We start from the raw sequence: 16,490 nt of genomic DNA, 5'->3' as shown, positions 1-16,490 counted from the left end.
CGCGTTCCCATGCGTCAGGAGCGGGTCAGCTCGATCCTGTACTGCCGTGTCTTCGAGCCGTCCTCGCTGCTCACGGTCACGACGGCCACGCGTGATGTCTCCTCGCGGACGGTCACGCGCGCGTACGGGTCGCGCGGTGTGGCGGTGACCTTCGCCCGGTCCGGGCGGTCGGTGGTCACCCGGTAGCCGGTCCGGTCCGGGTCGAAGCCGCCGATCGCCACGCCGTCCACCTCGATCGACGCGGCGGCGGCGTCCGAGGATGCGCCGGGTGTCCGGGCGAAGAGCTCGATCTCACCGAGGGTGATGTAGCCGCCCGGGCGGGCCGTCATGACCACGCGTACCCCGGTCACCGGGCCGGAGGTGCGCACCGGGACGTCGGCGACGGGCGTGCCCTCGGTGCCGACGGGCACGGTTTCGCTCGCGTCGGTCCAGGTGCCGTCGGACCCGCGCACCTGCACCTTGAGGGACTCCGCGAAGCTGACGTTGGTGCCGTCGCGGTGGAAGTGGGTCACGACCCGGGTCAGATCGCGTGCCTCGGGCAGGGTGAAGGTGATGGTGTCGGACGGGTTCTTGGTGCCGGACCTCCAGTTCGACCAGGCCTTCTCGGACGTGTTTCCGTTGCGCAGGCCCTCGGCGGAGTACCCGCTCTCGGTGTAGGTCGCGCCGACCGTCACGCCCTCGTCGGGCGCGGCGTTCTGCTCCCGGGGTGCGGTGACCTGGACGCGTACGGTCGCCGCCGCCTCGGCGCCGCCGGGGACGTGGGCGGTGCCGCGCAGGGTCACCACTCCGGCGTCGTCGAACGCGCCGCCGGGTGCGGGGTCCCAGGTGACGGGGAGCTCGGCGGTTCCGCCGTGCCGTCCGACGCCGGTGACGGTGGCGGGCAGGCCGGGCCGTCCGGCGGTGTAGGTCTTGGCGCGGGCCGGGAGGGTGGAGGCGATGGTGTCCACGGTGACGACCGCCTCGGCGCGGACGGTCCGTCCGAGGGCGTCGGTCGCCCTGCCCTTCACCCGTACCGTTCCGGGCTTGCTCCAGCGTGCCTCGGAGGGCAGCGTCCACCGCACGGGGAGGGCGCCCCGTGCGCCGTCCCGGAAGACGGGTGTCACGGTGCCGGGCAATTCGGGTACGCGGCCGGGGACGGTGAACGCCTTGGCCGGCTGGGTGCGCAGCACCGTCTCGTCGGTCACGGCCCAGCGCTGGCTCGCGTTGGAGGTCGGGAGGAGGGCCGACACGCGGGCGCCGTCCGCCGTCGACTGTCCGACGACGTCGAGCAGCCGACCCGTGGCGGCGTTGACGAAGGTCCAGGTGCCGTCCCCGGTGGTCGACATGATCCACTGCCCGGCCGAGGTGTCGGCGTCTTCCAGAACGGCCTCGTTGTCGCGTACGGCGAGGCGCCTGCCCGTCTCGGCGTTCACGAGGGCGTAGCGCTCACGGTTGCCTTCGCCACGGGTCAGCTGTTTCACGGACCACAGCTGGGACTTGGCAGCCGGGTTCGCCGTACGGACCACGACGCCGTCGCCGTCGGTGGACGGGGCGAGGGACTTGCCGCTCTGCGCTCCCTGGAGTCGGTAGACGTGGCCGGGCTGGACGAGCGCGGCGTCCTCGGCGGTGCCGGACACGCCGTCGACGAGGAGGGTGGTGACCGACTTCGCCGGGACGGTCACCGTGGCGGAGTCGTCCTTCACCTTCACCGCGGTGCCGCGGACGAGCGCTCCGCCGGTGCTGGTCACCACGGGTGTGACGGTGGCGCCGGGGGCGACACGCTTGAACCGCGAGAGGTCCAGGGTGACGGCGCGTGGGGTCGTGCCGCTGTTGACGTGCACGACGGTGGCCCCGCGGCCGGACTTGCGTACGGCGGCGACGCTGGAGGGGTCGTCGGCCTTGACGAAGTGGTCGCCGGGCCGGATGTGGTGGGTGAAGTTGCGCAGGGTGTGGAACTTGGTGTTGGCCTTGATCGGGCAGGTCTCCAGGGTGTCCTTCGCGGTGCAGTTGAACGGGATGTGGATGCTGCCCCAGTTCTTGCCGGCCGCCGCCTGGGGGATGGAGTCCTCGACGGGCTGCCACAACACCCAGGCGGACGGCTCCAGTTCACGGATGTCCTCGACGACCCGGGTGGCGATGCCGAGCCCCGGTTCCATGCCGGTGAAGTCGGTGCCGGTCCCCCAGGTGCCCTCGACCTCGCTCATCCAGAACGGCTTGTCCGCGGCCTTGGCGCTGTCCCGGGCGCTGGTGCGCATGCCGGTGCCGTACGTGTGCACGTTGAGCTGGTCGACGGCGGCGCGGGCGGAGCCGTCGTAGGCGTTCCAGTTGCGCACGAAGGTGCTCGGGTTCGTCTCGTCCATCGCGGAGATCGTCGCGCGGGTTCTCGCCTTCTCCAGTGCGCGGTGCAGGGCCAGGACGACCTTCTGCTGGAGCTCCGGGCCGGCGTGCGCGCCCTCCTGGCGGCCGCCGGTGGGCTGTCCGTCGGGGCCGATCTGGGTGCCCCAGTAGTTGGTGTTGGGCTCGTTGAGCGGGGCGATGGTGTCGAACTTGATGCGGTGCTTCTTCTCCAGCTGCTCGGTCACCTTGACCAGGTAGGTGGCGAAGTCGTCGACGCGGTCGGCACGTATCTGGTCGGTGTTGGCGTCGAAGCCGCCCGAGACGTAGCCGCTGACGGTCTGGAACCAGGGCGGGGAGTTGCTGAACGCCTCCCAGCGGGTCACCTTCTTCTTGACGCGGTCCATCCACCAGCGCTGGCCCGGGTCGGCGGACCAGTCCCAGTGGTCGGGGTTGTCGGGGTTCCACCAGTCGGTGTCCTCCCTGGTGGTGCCCTCGGGGGCCTTCCAGAAGCCGTCCATCGTCGCGCCGGTCTTCATGTAGTCCTTGCGGACGTCCGGGGCGTTGCCGCCGCCGATGTTGTAGCGCGCGATGTTGAGGCGGAGGCCGTCCTCGCCGAACAGCATGTCTGCGAGCTTCTGCCGGATGGGTTCCGGGTAGCGGCCGGTGATGTTGGCGAACCAGACGAGGCTCGTCCCCCACCCCTCGAACTCCTGCTGCCGGTAGGACGGGTCGATCCGTACCGTGACCGCGCTGCCGGGCGGTTCGGCGGCAGCGGCAGGGGGTGCGGTCACGAGTCCCGCGCCGAGAACCAGGGGGACGCCGGCCGCCAGTGCCCGGGCGAGGCGATGTCTGCTGGACATGAATTCCCTTCGAGAGCGAACAGAACCGCGCAGAACCAATCGAGCTTCCCGAATGTTTTAGGACGGCAATCAACACGTCAAGAGGTGCGACGAGTTGGGAACCGGCGCACACCCCTTGACGCGCTCCACCTCGCCGGTCCAATAATGATCGCCCACGATCGTCCACATATCTAAACGACGTTCTCTGTTGTGTACGCGAGTGAACGCGGAGGCGCAGTGACCGGTTCAGGCTTATCCCGCAGTCGTCCGATCGTCGCGTCCCTCGCCGTCCTGCTCGCCGCCTCCGGCTGCTCGGTGGCCGGTGCCGACCCCATCGGCGGCGGCCCGGACGCCCTGCGCGTCGTCCTGCCCGAGGAACCGCCGACGCTCGAACCCTGTGACGCCTCGCTGACCGCGACGGGCCGGGTGACACGCGCCAACATCACGGAGGCGCTCACCGAGCGCGAACCGTCCACCGGACGCCTGGAACCCGCCCTCGCCACCAAGTGGACCCGCGATTCGGCCACTTCGTGGACCTTCACCCTCCGCAGGGGTGTCACCTTCCACGACGGTTCGCCGTTCACGGCGGCCGCGGCCGCGTTCTCCGTCAAGCGCGCCACGGACTCGGGGATCGACTGCAACGTCGACGGCTACATCTTCGCGGACAGCGAGTTCACCGCCACGCCCGTCGACGACACCACGCTCCGCATCACCACGGCGAAGCCCGACCCGATCCTGCCGCTGCGCCTGTCCTTCGTCGAGATCGTGCCGACGAGCACCGACCCCGACTCCCGCGTGCGCGAGCCGGTCGGCACGGGGCCCTACCGGATCGACGACTGGAACCAGGGCCGGTACCTGCGGCTCAAGCGCTTCCCCGGCTACTGGGGCCAGACCCCCGACTTCGCCGCCGCCACCTATGTCTGGCGCGCCGAGGGCAGTGTGCGCGCGGCGATGGTGACGAACAACGAGGCGGATGTCGCGATCGGGCTCGCGCCGGAGGACGGGGCGGGCGACCGGGCCGTCGAGTTCACCACCAATGAGGTCTCGTACCTGCGGATGGACGCCACCAAGCCGCCCCTGGACGACATCCGGATCCGGCAGGCCGTCAACTACGCCATCGACCGGGAGGGTCTGGTCACGGCGGTCTTCGCCGGCCGGCCCACCGGCCAACTCGTGGCCAAGGGCGTCACCGGCCACAACCCGCGCCTCCGGCCGTGGCCCTACGACCCGGACCGCGCCCGGGAACTCGTCGCCGAGGCCCGCGCCGACGGAGTACGGACCGACACCACGCTCACCATCATCGGCCGCAACGGCATCTACCCGAAGGCCGCCGAGGCGATGGAGGTCGTCCAGGACGGCCTGATCAAGGCCGGGCTGAAGGTCAGGATCAAGATGCTCGACGTCAACGCCTGGCTGGAGTACCTGCTGCGCCCCTTCCCCGCCGACACCGGCCCCACCCTGCTCCAGGCGCAGCACGGCAACCAGGCGGGGGACGCCGCGTTCACGATGGGGCAGATCTACGGCAGCGAGGGCGCCCAGAGCAGCTACGGCACCGACGCGCTCGACACGCTCATCGAACGGGCCGAGCTCGCCTCGGGCGGGAAACGGCAGCAGGCGTTCGCGGACGCGTTCGCCCACCAGAACGACAAGGTCGTACGGGACGCCGTCATGGCCAACATGACCGGCCTGCTGGCCCTCTCCCCCAAGGTCCGCTACGAGCCCGACCCGGCCACCAACGACGAGATGCGGCTCGCCGACATGCGGCGCGCGGACTGAGGGAGGACGTCACGTGCTGACCCTGCTGCGCCGCCGCGCGGTCTCCAGCGTCGTCCCGCTGCTCGTGGTGGTCCTCGGCGTGTTCTTCCTGGCCCGCCTCACCGGCGACCCCGCCAACCTGTATCTGCCGCTGAGCGCGACGCCCGAGATGCGGGCCGAGTTCGCCGCCCGCAACGGCCTGGACGACCCGCTGATCAGCCAGTTCGGCGACTATCTCGCCCAGGTCGCCCACCTCGACTTCGGCGAGTCGCTGCGCACCGCCCAGCCGGCCGCCGAGGCCGTCCTGCGGGCCTTCCCCGCCACCCTCCAACTCGCCGGCTGGACGATGCTGCTCGCCGTCGTGGGCGCCGTGGTCATCGGCAGCCTCGCGGCCTACCGACCGAACTCGGCGACCGACCGGATCGCGAGCTTCCTGTCCTCCACGGCGGCCAGCGTCCCCGACTTCTGGATCGCCATCATGGGCGTGCTGGTCTTCGCGGTCACGCTGGGCTGGCTGCCCACCTCCGGCACGAGCGGCGCGGCGGCGTGGGTGCTGCCCGTGGCCACGCTGCTGATCCGCCCGTTCGGCGTGCTGGTGCAGGTGGTGCGGGGCGCCATGGGCTCCGCGCTGTCCGCCCCGTACGTGAAGGTGGCCCGCGCCAAGGGGGCCTCCGAGCCCCGGGTGGTCTTCGGGCACGCCCTGCGCAACGCGGCGGCACCGGCGCTGACCGTCGCGGGCGATCTGGCCGTGGGGCTGGTCAACGGCGCCGTCGTCGTCGAGACGATCTTCGGCTGGCCCGGCATCGGCAAGCTCATGATCGACTCGGTGCTCCAGCGCGACTTCGCGGTTCTTCAGGCGGCGGTGCTCCTGACCGCTCTGGCGATCTTCGCCCTCAACATCCTGGTGGACCTCAGCCACGCGCTTCTCGACCCGCGGGTACGGCAGCGGGCGGCGGTATGAGCCAAGGACGGGACATGCTTCAGAAAGCCACATCCGAGGCGGGCGGTACGACCGTCCGGCGCCGGTGGTTCGCCCTGCTGCTCCGGGACCGGTTCGCCTGCGCGGCGGCCCTCGTCCTGGTACTGGTCGCGCTGTGCGCCGTCCTGGGGCCGCTGCTGGCCGGGGATCTGGCGACCCGTCAGAACCTGCGCGCCCCGGGCCGGCCTCCCTTCGGTCTCGACCACGGCTGGGCCTTCGTCCTCGGCAGCGACTCCCTCGGCCGGCCCGTCGCCGCGCGGCTGCTGACCGCGGCCGGGACGACACTGGCCGTGGCCGTGCCGGCCGTGCTGTGCTCGCTGGTCGTCGGCTCGGTGTGGGGCATGTGGGCGGGGTATCACGGCGGTTGGCGCGAGAACGTGTCGCTGCGGGTGGCCGACGTGATCCTCAGCTTCCCCTCCCTGCTGCTGGCCGTGGTGGTGCTGTACGTCTTCTCGCCGAGTGCGGCGAGCATCGTGCTGGTGCTGGCCGTCGCCCGGATCCCGGTGTATCTGCGCACGGCCCGGGCCGAGGCGGCGGAGTTGCGCAGCCGGCTGTTCGTGGACGCGGCCCGTACGTTCGGCACGGGCAGCTGGGCGGCCATCCGGCGGCATGTCGCGCCGAGTGTGCTGCCGACGCTGCTCACCGTCGCCGCGCTCGACTTCTGCTTCGTGATGCTGGCCGAGTCGTCGCTGAGCTTCCTGGGCATCGGCATCCAACCGCCGGACGTCAGCTGGGGGTTGATGGTGGCCCAGGGGCGGCAGGAGTTGCAGAGCGCGTGGTGGATCGCGCTCTTCCCGGGGCTCGCGATCGTCCTCACGACCGTCTCGGCGACCGTTCTCGCGTCCTGGGCCCGGATGACGACCGACCCGGGGCAGCGGTGGCGGGAGGGGGTCCGGCGCAGTGGCCGGCGTTCCCGGTGGTCGCGCGGGGCGGGCGCGGGCCCGGCACCTCGTGGCGGTGCCGTCTCCGATCCGGACCCGGCCGCCGCTCCCGGCGGCAGCCGTCCCACCGGCACCGAACGGGCCACGGCGGCCGACGTCCTGGTCGTGGACGGCCTGTCCGTCGACGTCCACACCCCGGCCGGACCCGTCCACGTCGTCCGCCGGGTCGGCTTCTCCGTGCGGTCGGGCGAGACGCTGGCGCTGCTGGGCGAGTCGGGTTGCGGCAAGAGCATGACCGCACACGCCGTCGCCGGCCTGCTCGACCCGGTCGCGGAGGTGATGGGCGGGCAGGTGCGCCTCGACGGCGAGGACCTGCTCGGGCTCGGAGCACGGGCCAGACGCCGGCTGACCGGCCCGGGTGTGGCCATGGTCTTCCAGGACGCGCTCAGCGCGCTCAACCCCGTCCTCACGGTCGGCACCCAGCTCGCCGAACCGTTCCGCATCCACGAGGGCCTGTCCCGGCGCGCGGCGAAGGCCAGGGCGGTGGAGCTGATGGAACGCGTGGGCATTTCGGAGGCCCGCTCCCGGGCGGACGCCTACCCGCACCAGTTCTCGGGAGGGATGCGCCAGCGCCTCCTGATCGCGACGGCGGTCGCCCTGCGGCCGAGGGTCCTGATCGCCGACGAGCCCACGACGGCACTGGACGTCACCGTGCAGGCACAGATCATGGACCTCCTCGGCGAGTTGCGCGGCGAACAGCAAACGGCGCTCGTCCTCATCACGCACGACCTCGGGCTCGCCGCCGAGCACGCGGACCGGGTCGCCGTCATGTACGCGGGGACGGTGGTGGAGACCGGGCCGGTCGCCGAGGTGTTCGGCAAGCCCCATCACCCCTACACCCGAGGCCTGTTGGCGTCGGTACCGGCCGAGCGGCACCGGGGCTCCCGCCTGAGCTCCATCCCGGGGAGCCCACCGGACCCGGGTGCGGTGCCGGCCGGCTGTGCCTTCCGTACACGCTGTCCCATGGCCCGGGAGCGTTGTGCCACCCACCGTCCGGCGCTGACCGGCACCGGGACCGGCCGGGCCGCCGCCTGCCACTTCGGGAAGGAACTGGCCGATGCCTGAGCACGGGGCACTGCTGGAGGCCACCGGCCTGGCCAAGAGCTTCACGGTCCGCAAGACCGTGCGAGGCGGCACCCGGCTGCGGGCACTGGACGGAGTGGACCTGACGCTGGCGCGCGGGGAGGCCCTGGGCCTGGTCGGCGAATCCGGGTGCGGCAAGTCCACGCTGGCCAGGGTCCTCCTGCGGCTGGAGCGGCCCGATGCGGGCACCGTGCGGTACGAGGGAGTCGACCCCTTCACGTTGTCGGGTGCGGAGCTGCTCGCCTGGCGCCGGAAGGTGCAGATGGTGTTCCAGGACCCGTTCGGTTCGCTCAACCCCCGTCTGTGCGCGGCGGATCTGATCGGCGAGCCCTGGCTGACCCACCGCGGCCTCGTACCCGCTTCCAAGCGGGCGGCCCGCGTGGCCGAGCTGCTGGAGATGGTCGGCCTGCGCGCGTCGGACGCGAGCCGTCACCCGCACGAGTTCTCCGGAGGACAGCGGCAGCGGATCGGCATCGCCCGCGCCCTGGCGCTGGAGCCGGAGGTGATCGTCTGCGACGAACCCGTCTCCGCGCTGGATCTGTCGGTGCAGGCACAGGTGCTCAACCTCCTGTGCGACCTGCGGGACGAGCTGGCACTGTCCTACGTGTTCATCTCGCACGACCTGTCCGTGGTGCGGCACCTCGCCGACCGGGTCGCCGTGATGTACCTGGGCAAGATCGTGGAGACGGGCCCGACGGAGGAGGTCTACGAGCGACCGCGCCACCCGTACACGGAGGCGCTGCTGTCGGCGGCCCCCTCCCCCGTGGCCGGCGGCGGACGCACACGGCAGCGCATCCTGCTCACGGGTGAGACCCCCTCACCGGCCGACCCGCCGTCCGGATGCCGGTTCCGGACGCGGTGCCGGCAGGTGCGGGACCTGTGCGCCGAGGCGGTGCCCGCGCCTCCGCCGCGGGGGCCAGTCCACGGCGCGGCATGCCATTTCCCTCTGGAGGAGACACCGCCGGTGACTGTTTGACGGGCTGTGTCATTCAACTCGACGGGCGGAGTCAGTCGACGGCATCCACCAGGAACTCCTGGTCCCGTGCCCCGGTGCAACGCTGCTGGGCGATCTCGGCACCCGCCGAACGGTCGTCGGTGCCGTGGACGCCGAGGCACATCCCGTTGTGCACCACGTGTATCCGGTAGTCGTTCCCCTCGGACCCGTTGGACCCGTCGACAGGTTCGAAGAAGAAGTGCTGGCTGGTGCGGTCCGCCGAACAGCTCTCCCAGGGCCAGGGTTCGAGCAGTCCCTCGACGACATGACCGCTGCCGAGTGCGGTGAGACAGCCGTCGCCGTGCACCGGGTGGCGCCACTGGATGTAGTACGAGCCCGTGTTGCCGACCGACACCAGTGAGAGGTCCGGTGGTGTGGCGTCGGCACAGGGGCGCTGGACGGCAACCTGGCTTCGGTAGCGCCCCTTGCGGTCGTGGCCCTCGGTGACGCAGAGCTCGGGAGCCAGGGCGGGCCGGATCCTGGATCGTCCTGGTGCCGGGCCGTCGACGTCGGTGGTCGAGGTGGAGGCGAGGCGTGGTGCGGCACCGGCCGCCCGCGCCGCCGCGTCCCTGCCGCCGTCCTCGCCGGGCAGCAGCGCCCAGGCCCCCACAGCGGCGAGCAGCAGCGCGGCACCGGCGGTGGCGGCGAGAGCTCGCCGGTTTCTGACTCGGCCGGCGAACGGGGCGTGGGCGACGGCCGGGTTCACGGTGGTGGCCATGACCGGGTTCACGGCCGTTGACCGGGCGGAGTGTTCCGGTGTCCTGTCGGGCGTCGGCTCTTCGTCGGCGGTCGAGGGCCCTTCGTCCGCGTGCGACGCACCACCGTCCCCGCGCATCGCCCTGTCGTCCCCGTGCGCCGATCCGTCCTCCGCGTGCGACGGCTCGGCGGCGGCCAGCCGGTCTCTGGCCTCCAGCCACGTGTCGACGTCCTCGCCGCTCCCGCACGCGCGCACGAACGCGGCGACCACCTCCGCACGCGGCAGCGAGTCCCGGCGCAGCGCGTCGGCCACGGTGCTGCGCGCGAGCACGTCTCCGCGCCGCTCCGCGTTCGCCTCCAACTGACGGTAGGTCAGGCTGTTCTGTTCCTTGAGTCGTCGCATGCACGCCACGAACTCGGCGGCGCTGCGCGCCTCCTGCGGTAACGGACGCTGTCTCCCCATGTCCGGCCATCCTCGTCCCGCCCCTGGCCGGGGACAATCCGGGATTCTGCCAATCCCCGTCCTGTCACTTGCCTTTCGGACACCTCGTCGCCCGCTCCGCACAGGCTGCTGTTGCATCTGGCGACTGACGCTGCCCGCAGTGGCCGTAGGCCTGTCGGGCTGACGGGTCAGTGGCAGCACCCGTCGGCCGACTGGGGGCCGGGCGCGGTGTCCAGGCGGCAGAAGCAGGACGCCTGGATCGGGACGTCGGCCAGCGCGGTCGCCATCTTGAGCTGCTGGGCCACGGGGGCCGCCTCGGCGGTCTTGCCCGTCCGGAGCAGGCACTCGTGGAAGCCGTGCAGGGACCAGACGTTGCCGGGGTGCTGGAGGGGTCGGGGCAGGGTCGCGTCGAGGCCGAGGTCCGCGCGGTAGACCGCCTCGGCCTCCGCCACCCGGCCCTGCTCCAGCAGCAGCGCGCCGTAGGCGTGGCGGGTGGGCTGCATCCAGCCCCAGGGCTCGTCGTAGGGGAGGCCGTCGTCCAGCTCGATCGACCGCTCCAGGGCGGCGAAGGCGAGGTCGTGGTTGCCCCTGCGGTATTCGAGCTCTCCGTCCAGCATGGCCGCCGCGACGGCGAGGATGTCGCGGCAAGTGTTGTTGAACAGCATCCGCGTCTCGGGCACCCGGTTCACCGCCGCGCCGAAGAGTTCGCGCTCGGCCTCCGCCCGGCCGACCTCGCCGGTGGCCGAGAGGGCGACGCCCCGGGCGTAGTGCCGCATGGCGGTGGTCACCGCGTACAGCTCCTGGTCGGCGGGGGCGGGCAGGGCGAGGATGTCGGCCCAGCGGCCGAAGCGGATCAGTACGTGGACGCGCATGGCGAGGAAGCCTTCGAGCCAGTCGGCCATCGGGGGGCTCTGCACGCGGAGCAGCTCTTCGGGGATGGCGGCTTCCAGCTGGGCGGCGGTGTCGAGGGCGACCTGTGCCTGGGCGAGGAACATGGCCCCGTAGATCTTGAAGTGGTAGTTGTGCACCCGGTAGAGGGTGTAGAAGTTCATCGCGCCGGCACGCCGGCGGAACTTCTCGTCGGCGGCGATCGCGTCACTGTTGGCCGCGACGACGCGGCGGTAGTCGCCGCACAGGACGTCGAGGTGCGAGGGCATGTGGTGCAGGTGCCCGGCGTCGGGCACGAGGCCGCGCAGCCGGTCGGCGACAGTGAGGGCCTGCTCCGGTGTCGGGGACATCTCCATCAGGTGGATGTACAGGTGCAGCACCCCGGGGTGCCGCGCACCGGCGTCGGTCCCGAGCGCACGTTCCAGTACGGCCTTGGCCTCCGAGGTCCGTGCGCCCTCGGCCGGCTGACCGGTCGCCAGGTCCCACAGCTGCCAGGGGGTGAGGTTCATCAGCGCGTCGGCGTGCAGGGTGGCGATGTCCGGGTCATCGGGCGCCAGTTCGTAGACCGCGCGCATCGCGTCCGCGTAGGGCTCGTTCCACACCGAGCAGTCCTCGACGGCCTCCGGTTGCGGGTAGCGGGCCCGCAGCGCGCCGACGAGGGCCTGTTCCACCGGTGTGGAGTGAACGGCTTTGTCGTGGGCCCGTTCTACCGCGTTGTGCGTGCGTTCGACGGTCCGCACCAGCTCTTCGTCGTCGAAGAACTCCCAGGGTTTGTTGTAGTTCGGGCCGAGCGCGTAGGCGATACCCCAGTACGCCATCGCACACTCCGGGTCCGCCTCGGCGGCCTTTTCGAAGCAGGCGACGGCTTCCTCGTGGTGGAAGGCGTACGTCCACACCAGGCCCCGGTCGAACCAGAGTTGGGCCTCGGCTGAGGACGTGGTGACGGGACGGCTGTGCGTGCCGAGGTCGTAATAGTCGCCCATGGGTTTCTCCTGGGAAAGCGGCCGAAGCCGTGAGAATAGCGGTTGCGGACATGCCCTCGATCACCGGCGAGTTCTCGTATTTCCATATTCTCGGTTCGGATTTCGGCAGGGTGCGCCGATGCGGCCGCGTGCTTCGGCCGGCTGCTGGGCAGGCGATCCGGGCATCCGGCAGTTCGAATCGCGGCAGCCCGCCGACACCCTCGAATTCAGCAGTCGTCACGCGGTCTTCGCCGCCACCGACGGAATCTGGCCGAGGTTCTACGTGCTCGAAGCGCGCGCCGCCGCCGATCCCGGTGGTTTCCCCTGGTTCGAGGAGCCGGGGCGGGCATCTTTGAGAACATGACTGACTTCCCGAGCTTTCCGCCCGGCTTCGTGTTCGGGGCCGCGACCGCCTCGTATCAGATCGAGGGGGCGGTGCAGGAGGACGGACGCGGACCGTCCATCTGGGACACCTACAGCCACACCCCCGGCCTGGTGGCGAACGGCGACACCGGTGACGTCGCCTGCGACCACTACCACCGCTATCCGCAGGACGTGGCACTGCTGCGGGAGCTGGGCGTGGACTCCTACCGGTTCTCGATCGCCTGGCCACGCATCGTCCCGGACGGGTCCGGCCCGGTGAACCCCAAGGGCCTGGACTTCTACTCACGACTGGTCGACGAACTCCTGGCGGCCGGCATCGAGCCCGCTGCCACGCTCTACCACTGGGATCTGCCGCAGGCCCTGGAGGACGGTGGCGGCTGGCGGGTGCGGGAGACCGCCGAGCGGTTCGGCGAGTACGCGGCCGTCGTCGCCGGACACCTGGGCGACCGGGTGCCGCGCTGGATCACCCTCAACGAGCCGTGGTGCAGCGCCTTCCTCGGCTACTCCGTCGGCCGGCACGCCCCGGGCGCCCGCGAGGGCCGGGGCGCGGTGGCCGCCGCTCATCACCTGCTGGTCGGGCACGGCCTGGCCGTACGCGCGTTGCGGGCGGCCGGCGTACGCGAAGTAGGCGTCACCCTCAACCTCGATCACAACCTCCCCGCCACCGACTCCCCCGCCGACCGGGCGGCCGTCACCCGCGCCGACACGCAGCACAACCTGGTGTGGACCGAGCCGATCCTGGCGGGCCGCTACCCGGCCACCGAGGAGGACACCTGGGGCGAGCTGATCACCGGTCAGGACTTCCGGCAGGGCGGCGACCTGGAGCTGATCTCCCAGCCGCTGGACTTCCTCGGCATCAACTACTACCGGCCGATCGTCGTGGCAGACGCCCCGTACCGCGAGAGCGACCCGGCGCAGCGGGTGGCGACCGACAACCGTTACGCGGAGGTGCCCATGCCCGGCGTGCGGCGCACCGCCATGGGCTGGGCCGTGGCGCCCCACACCTTCACCGATCTGCTCGTGGGGCTCGAGGAGCGGTACGGCGACGCCCTGCCGCCCCTCCACATCACGGAGAACGGCTCGGCGGAGGACGACGAGGTGAGCCCCGACGGGGCCGTGCACGACAGCGACCGGGTCGCCTATCTGCGCGACCATCTCACCGCGCTGCGGGCCGCGATGGACGCCGGCGTGGACGTGCGGGGCTACTACGTGTGGTCCCTCCTCGACAACTTCGAGTGGGCCTTCGGCTACGACAAGCGCTTCGGGATCGTCCGCGTCGACTACGCCACGCAGCAGCGGACGCCGAAGGACAGCTACCACTGGTACCGGTCGGTGATCGCCGCGCAGCGGCGGTGACGGCCCGGGTCAGACGCTGGTCAGGAGCTGCGGTGCCAGGATCTTGATCATGGTGTTGGTCCAGCGGAGCTGCCGGAGCGTCTGCGGGTGGCAGTCGGTGACCAGCGCCAGGAGCCGCTCGTCCCGGGTGGCCTGCGCCGCCTGGGCGAGCATCTCCCAGTGGAGGGAGTTCCGCGCGGCCGTCAGGTGCAGATCGCGCAGGTCGTGCAGGAGGAGCGGGCCGGTCCCGGGGCGTCGGCCGAGGGCTTCCGACGCCTTCTCCCGGAGCGCGGCGAGCGCGCCGGGCGACGGGTTGCCGCGCGGGCCGGACAGGTCGAGGCCGTGGTCACGGCCCGCTGCCGCGAGGCGGGCGGCGTGCTCGCGTGACCAGCGGGCGACGTCGAGGGCGACATGGTGGAACTCGTGGTCGGTGTGGTGCCGTGCGGCGGCGGCCAGCAGATCCTGCTCCAGGTCGCGTTCGCCGTCGTGCAGGAGACGGAGGGTGGTGCCGATGCCGGTCATGTGCTGCTCCCCGCCGTCCCGGTCCGGGCACCGGGCTCGCTCGCGCGCCGCGCGATGAGGGTGACCCGCGCCGCGCCGGTCTTGAACAGGGGCTGTTTGGAGACCGGGTCCCAGTCGGCCACATGCCGGTCGTTCTGCCAGTTGCGGAAGCCCGGCAGGTCGCCGTCCGCGCCGCACTCGCGGGTGTTCTGGGCGCTGGGCTGCCCGTTCATCTGGAGCAGTCCGCGGCCGGGACGGCCCAGCATGCCGCGGATCAGGTGCAGGTTGTCGACCTGGACGGCGGCAGCGGTGGCCTGGTGGGACTGGTAGACGCCCTGGAGGACCGTGGACAGCAGCCGCTCGGCGGTGCCGAGGATCTCCGCCGCCCGCTCGATCTGCGCGGCGGGCACGTCGCAGATCCCGGCCGCCCACCGGGGCGTGCACTCCTCGACCGCGGCCGCGAGCTCCTCGAAGCCGACGGTGTGCGCGTCGACGTAGGCCCGGTCGACGCGGCCGGTGCGGATGATCTCGTGCAACAGCGCGTTGAGCAGCGCGACGTTGGTGCCCGCGCGCGGGGCCAGGTGGACGTCGGCGCGCCGGGCGACATGCGTGTACCGCGGATCCACGCACACCAGCCGGGGCGGGTCGCCTCCCTCCAGGCGGTCCAGGAGCCGCATCCACAGGACCGTCTGCGTCTCGGCCATGTTGTGCCCGAACAGGGCGACGGTGTCGGCGTGGTCGATGTCCTCGTACGAGCCGGGCTGCCCGTCGCAGCCGAAGGTCTCCTTGAGCGCCTCGGCGGCGGTCGCCGTGCACAGCCGGGTGTTGCCGTCCAGATGGTTGGTGCCGAGGCCGGCGCGGGCCAGGACGGCCAGCGTGCAGTACTCCTCCAGGAACAGCTGTCCGGTGGTGTAGAAGCCGATCGAGCCCGGGCCCTTGTCGTCCAGGAGGTGCCGGGTCCGGGCGGTGATCCGGTCCATGGCGGTGTCCCAGTCGGACTCCACCAGTCGGCCCTGCTCACGGACCAGGGGCCTGGTGAGCCGGTCCGCGGAGGCGTTGGCCTGCCAGCCGTAGAGGTCCTTGGGGCCCAGGCGCCCGCGGTTCACCCGGTCCGCGGCCCGGCCGCGCACTCCCACGATGCGGCCCTCGCGGACCGCGATGTCCATCGCGTCGCCGTTGGAGTGCAGCAGCGAGGCGGACTGCACCCACCGCTCCACGTCCTGCTCGGCTGTTCCGGTCCCCAGATGCGTGTCCGTCCGGGACGGCCAGGGCGTGCCGGAGTCGTACGTACCCCGCGGTGACCACCGAAGCCTCCGGTGACGCTGCGTACACACGGGTGCCACAGGGCGCACACTGCGTCGCGGGAGACCATCATCCGGTCGTTCGATCGTGGGCACCTTCGCCACTGGGCTGGCAGCGCCCAACTCCCGCTCCCTAGGATGTACTTCCTGTCCAGCCAGTCCGTTGGCGCGGCACCACGCAGGGGGAACGATGCACTCCGAGAAGCAGTTGTCCACCGAGATCGACGCGAACGTGCCGACGGCAGCGCGCATGTACGACTACTACCTGGGCGGCAAGGACAACTACGCGGCCGACCGAGCCGCGTGCGAGGAACTCGACAAGGTCGTGCCCAGCACGCGCCGCCTCGCGCTGAACAACCGGCGCTTCCTCCAGCGGGTCGTGCGGACCCTCTCCGAGGAGTACGGCATCCGGCAGTACCTCGACCACGGATCAGGCCTGCCGACGCAGGACAACGTGCACCAGGTCGCCCAGCGCATCGACCCGACGACCCACGTGGTGTACGTCGACAACGACCCGATGGTGCTGGTCCACGGCCGTGCGCTGCTGGAGCAGGACGAGCGCACGAGCGTCATCCACGCGGACATGCGCGAGACCGACCTGATCTTCGACCACCCCGACACCAAGCGGCTGATCGACTTCTCCCAGCCGGTGTGCGTGCTCTTCAACTCGGTGTTCCACTGCATCCCGGACAGCGACACCGACGGGCCGCTCGCGGTGGCCCGCCGGGTGCGGGAGCGGCTCGCGCCCGGCAGTTTCATGGTGATGTGCCAGCTGGTCAGCGAGGACCCCGAGGTCCGTGACTTCGTCACGAACTTCATGGACCAGGCGACCCAGGGGCACTGGGGCCGCGTGCGCGAGGAGAAGGACGTCGCCACGTACTTCGAGGGTCTTCAGATCCTGGAGCCGGGGCTGGTGGAGGTGTCCACATGGCGTCCGGACACCGAGGTGGCGCCCCGTCAGCTCACCCACGAGTGGATCGAGTTCGGCGGCGTGGGCCGGGTTCCCCTGGAGAACTGACTCAGGTGCGAGAAGTGCCTCGCGCGGGACGCCGGTCGTCCCGCGCGAGGCATTCG

The 16,490-nt window shown here is 71.5% G+C and carries 11 protein-coding genes and 1 pseudogene; 7 read left to right on the top strand and 5 right to left on the bottom strand.

Annotated elements, in window-relative coordinates; genetic code table 11:
* Positions 1-14 precede the first annotated feature (14 nt).
* The gene (locus PV963_RS42390) at positions 15-3,176 is read right to left on the bottom strand and encodes an RICIN domain-containing protein (RefSeq protein WP_274821748.1); all 3,162 of its coding nucleotides are present in this window, start codon (positions 3,174-3,176) and stop codon (positions 15-17) included.
* 216 nt (positions 3,177-3,392) lie between these two features.
* On the opposite strand from PV963_RS42390, the gene PV963_RS42385 reads away from it, so the two are divergent.
* From PV963_RS42385 to PV963_RS42370, 4 genes are read left to right on the top strand one after another with little or no spacing between them, the layout of a single operon-like run.
* Positions 3,393-4,931, top strand: coding sequence for an ABC transporter substrate-binding protein (locus PV963_RS42385; protein WP_274821747.1), 1,539 nt, complete (start codon positions 3,393-3,395; stop codon positions 4,929-4,931).
* Between the two features lie 13 nt (positions 4,932-4,944).
* Complete coding sequence (locus tag PV963_RS42380) at positions 4,945-5,871, top strand: ABC transporter permease (RefSeq protein WP_274821746.1); 927 nt, start codon at positions 4,945-4,947, stop codon at positions 5,869-5,871.
* A 14-nt stretch (positions 5,872-5,885) separates the two neighbouring features.
* Positions 5,886-7,895: a dipeptide/oligopeptide/nickel ABC transporter permease/ATP-binding protein gene (locus tag PV963_RS42375; RefSeq protein ID WP_274821745.1), complete on the top strand. Its 2,010-nt coding sequence runs from the start codon at positions 5,886-5,888 to the stop codon at positions 7,893-7,895.
* Positions 7,888-8,889 (top strand): ABC transporter ATP-binding protein, encoded by a 1,002-nt coding sequence (locus PV963_RS42370; RefSeq protein WP_274821744.1) that lies wholly within the window; start codon positions 7,888-7,890, stop codon positions 8,887-8,889. The genes PV963_RS42375 and PV963_RS42370 overlap by 8 nt, the downstream gene beginning before the upstream one ends.
* A gap of 31 nt (positions 8,890-8,920) precedes the next feature.
* Here the strand turns inward: PV963_RS42370 and PV963_RS42365 are convergent, their stop codons facing one another.
* Both PV963_RS42365 and PV963_RS42360 read right to left on the bottom strand, forming a co-directional pair.
* Complete coding sequence (locus tag PV963_RS42365; protein WP_274821743.1) at positions 8,921-10,066, bottom strand: RICIN domain-containing protein; 1,146 nt, start codon at positions 10,064-10,066, stop codon at positions 8,921-8,923.
* A gap of 167 nt (positions 10,067-10,233) precedes the next feature.
* Entirely contained in the window at positions 10,234-11,916 is a 1,683-nt protein-coding gene (locus PV963_RS42360; protein ID WP_274821742.1) for a hypothetical protein, read from the bottom strand.
* Positions 11,917-12,034: 118 nt separating this feature from the next.
* Between PV963_RS42360 and PV963_RS42355 the strand changes: the two genes are divergently transcribed.
* Both PV963_RS42355 and PV963_RS42350 read left to right on the top strand, forming a co-directional pair.
* Entirely contained in the window at positions 12,035-12,259 is a 225-nt protein-coding gene (locus PV963_RS42355) for a hypothetical protein (RefSeq protein WP_274821741.1), read from the top strand.
* On the top strand, positions 12,256-13,635 hold the full coding sequence (locus tag PV963_RS42350; protein ID WP_274821740.1) for a GH1 family beta-glucosidase: 1,380 nt from the start codon (positions 12,256-12,258) through the stop codon (positions 13,633-13,635). The genes PV963_RS42355 and PV963_RS42350 overlap by 4 nt, the downstream gene beginning before the upstream one ends.
* Positions 13,636-13,644: 9 nt before the next feature.
* Here the strand turns inward: PV963_RS42350 and PV963_RS42345 are convergent, their stop codons facing one another.
* On the bottom strand, positions 13,645-14,136 hold the full coding sequence (locus PV963_RS42345; protein WP_274821739.1) for a hypothetical protein: 492 nt from the start codon (positions 14,134-14,136) through the stop codon (positions 13,645-13,647).
* Between the two features lie 113 nt (positions 14,137-14,249).
* Positions 14,250-15,449: pseudogene (locus PV963_RS42340) on the bottom strand (molybdopterin-dependent oxidoreductase); the annotation flags it as partial.
* Between the two features lie 157 nt (positions 15,450-15,606).
* On the opposite strand from PV963_RS42340, the gene PV963_RS42335 reads away from it, so the two are divergent.
* Positions 15,607-16,434 (top strand): SAM-dependent methyltransferase, encoded by an 828-nt coding sequence (locus tag PV963_RS42335; RefSeq protein ID WP_274821738.1) that lies wholly within the window; start codon positions 15,607-15,609, stop codon positions 16,432-16,434.
* Positions 16,435-16,490: the final 56 nt, after the last annotated feature.

The organism is Streptomyces coeruleorubidus, from assembly GCF_028885415.1.
Taxonomy (GTDB): Bacteria; Actinomycetota; Actinomycetes; order Streptomycetales; family Streptomycetaceae; genus Streptomyces; species Streptomyces coeruleorubidus_A.
This window is presented reverse-complemented; position numbering and strand designations above follow the sequence as displayed.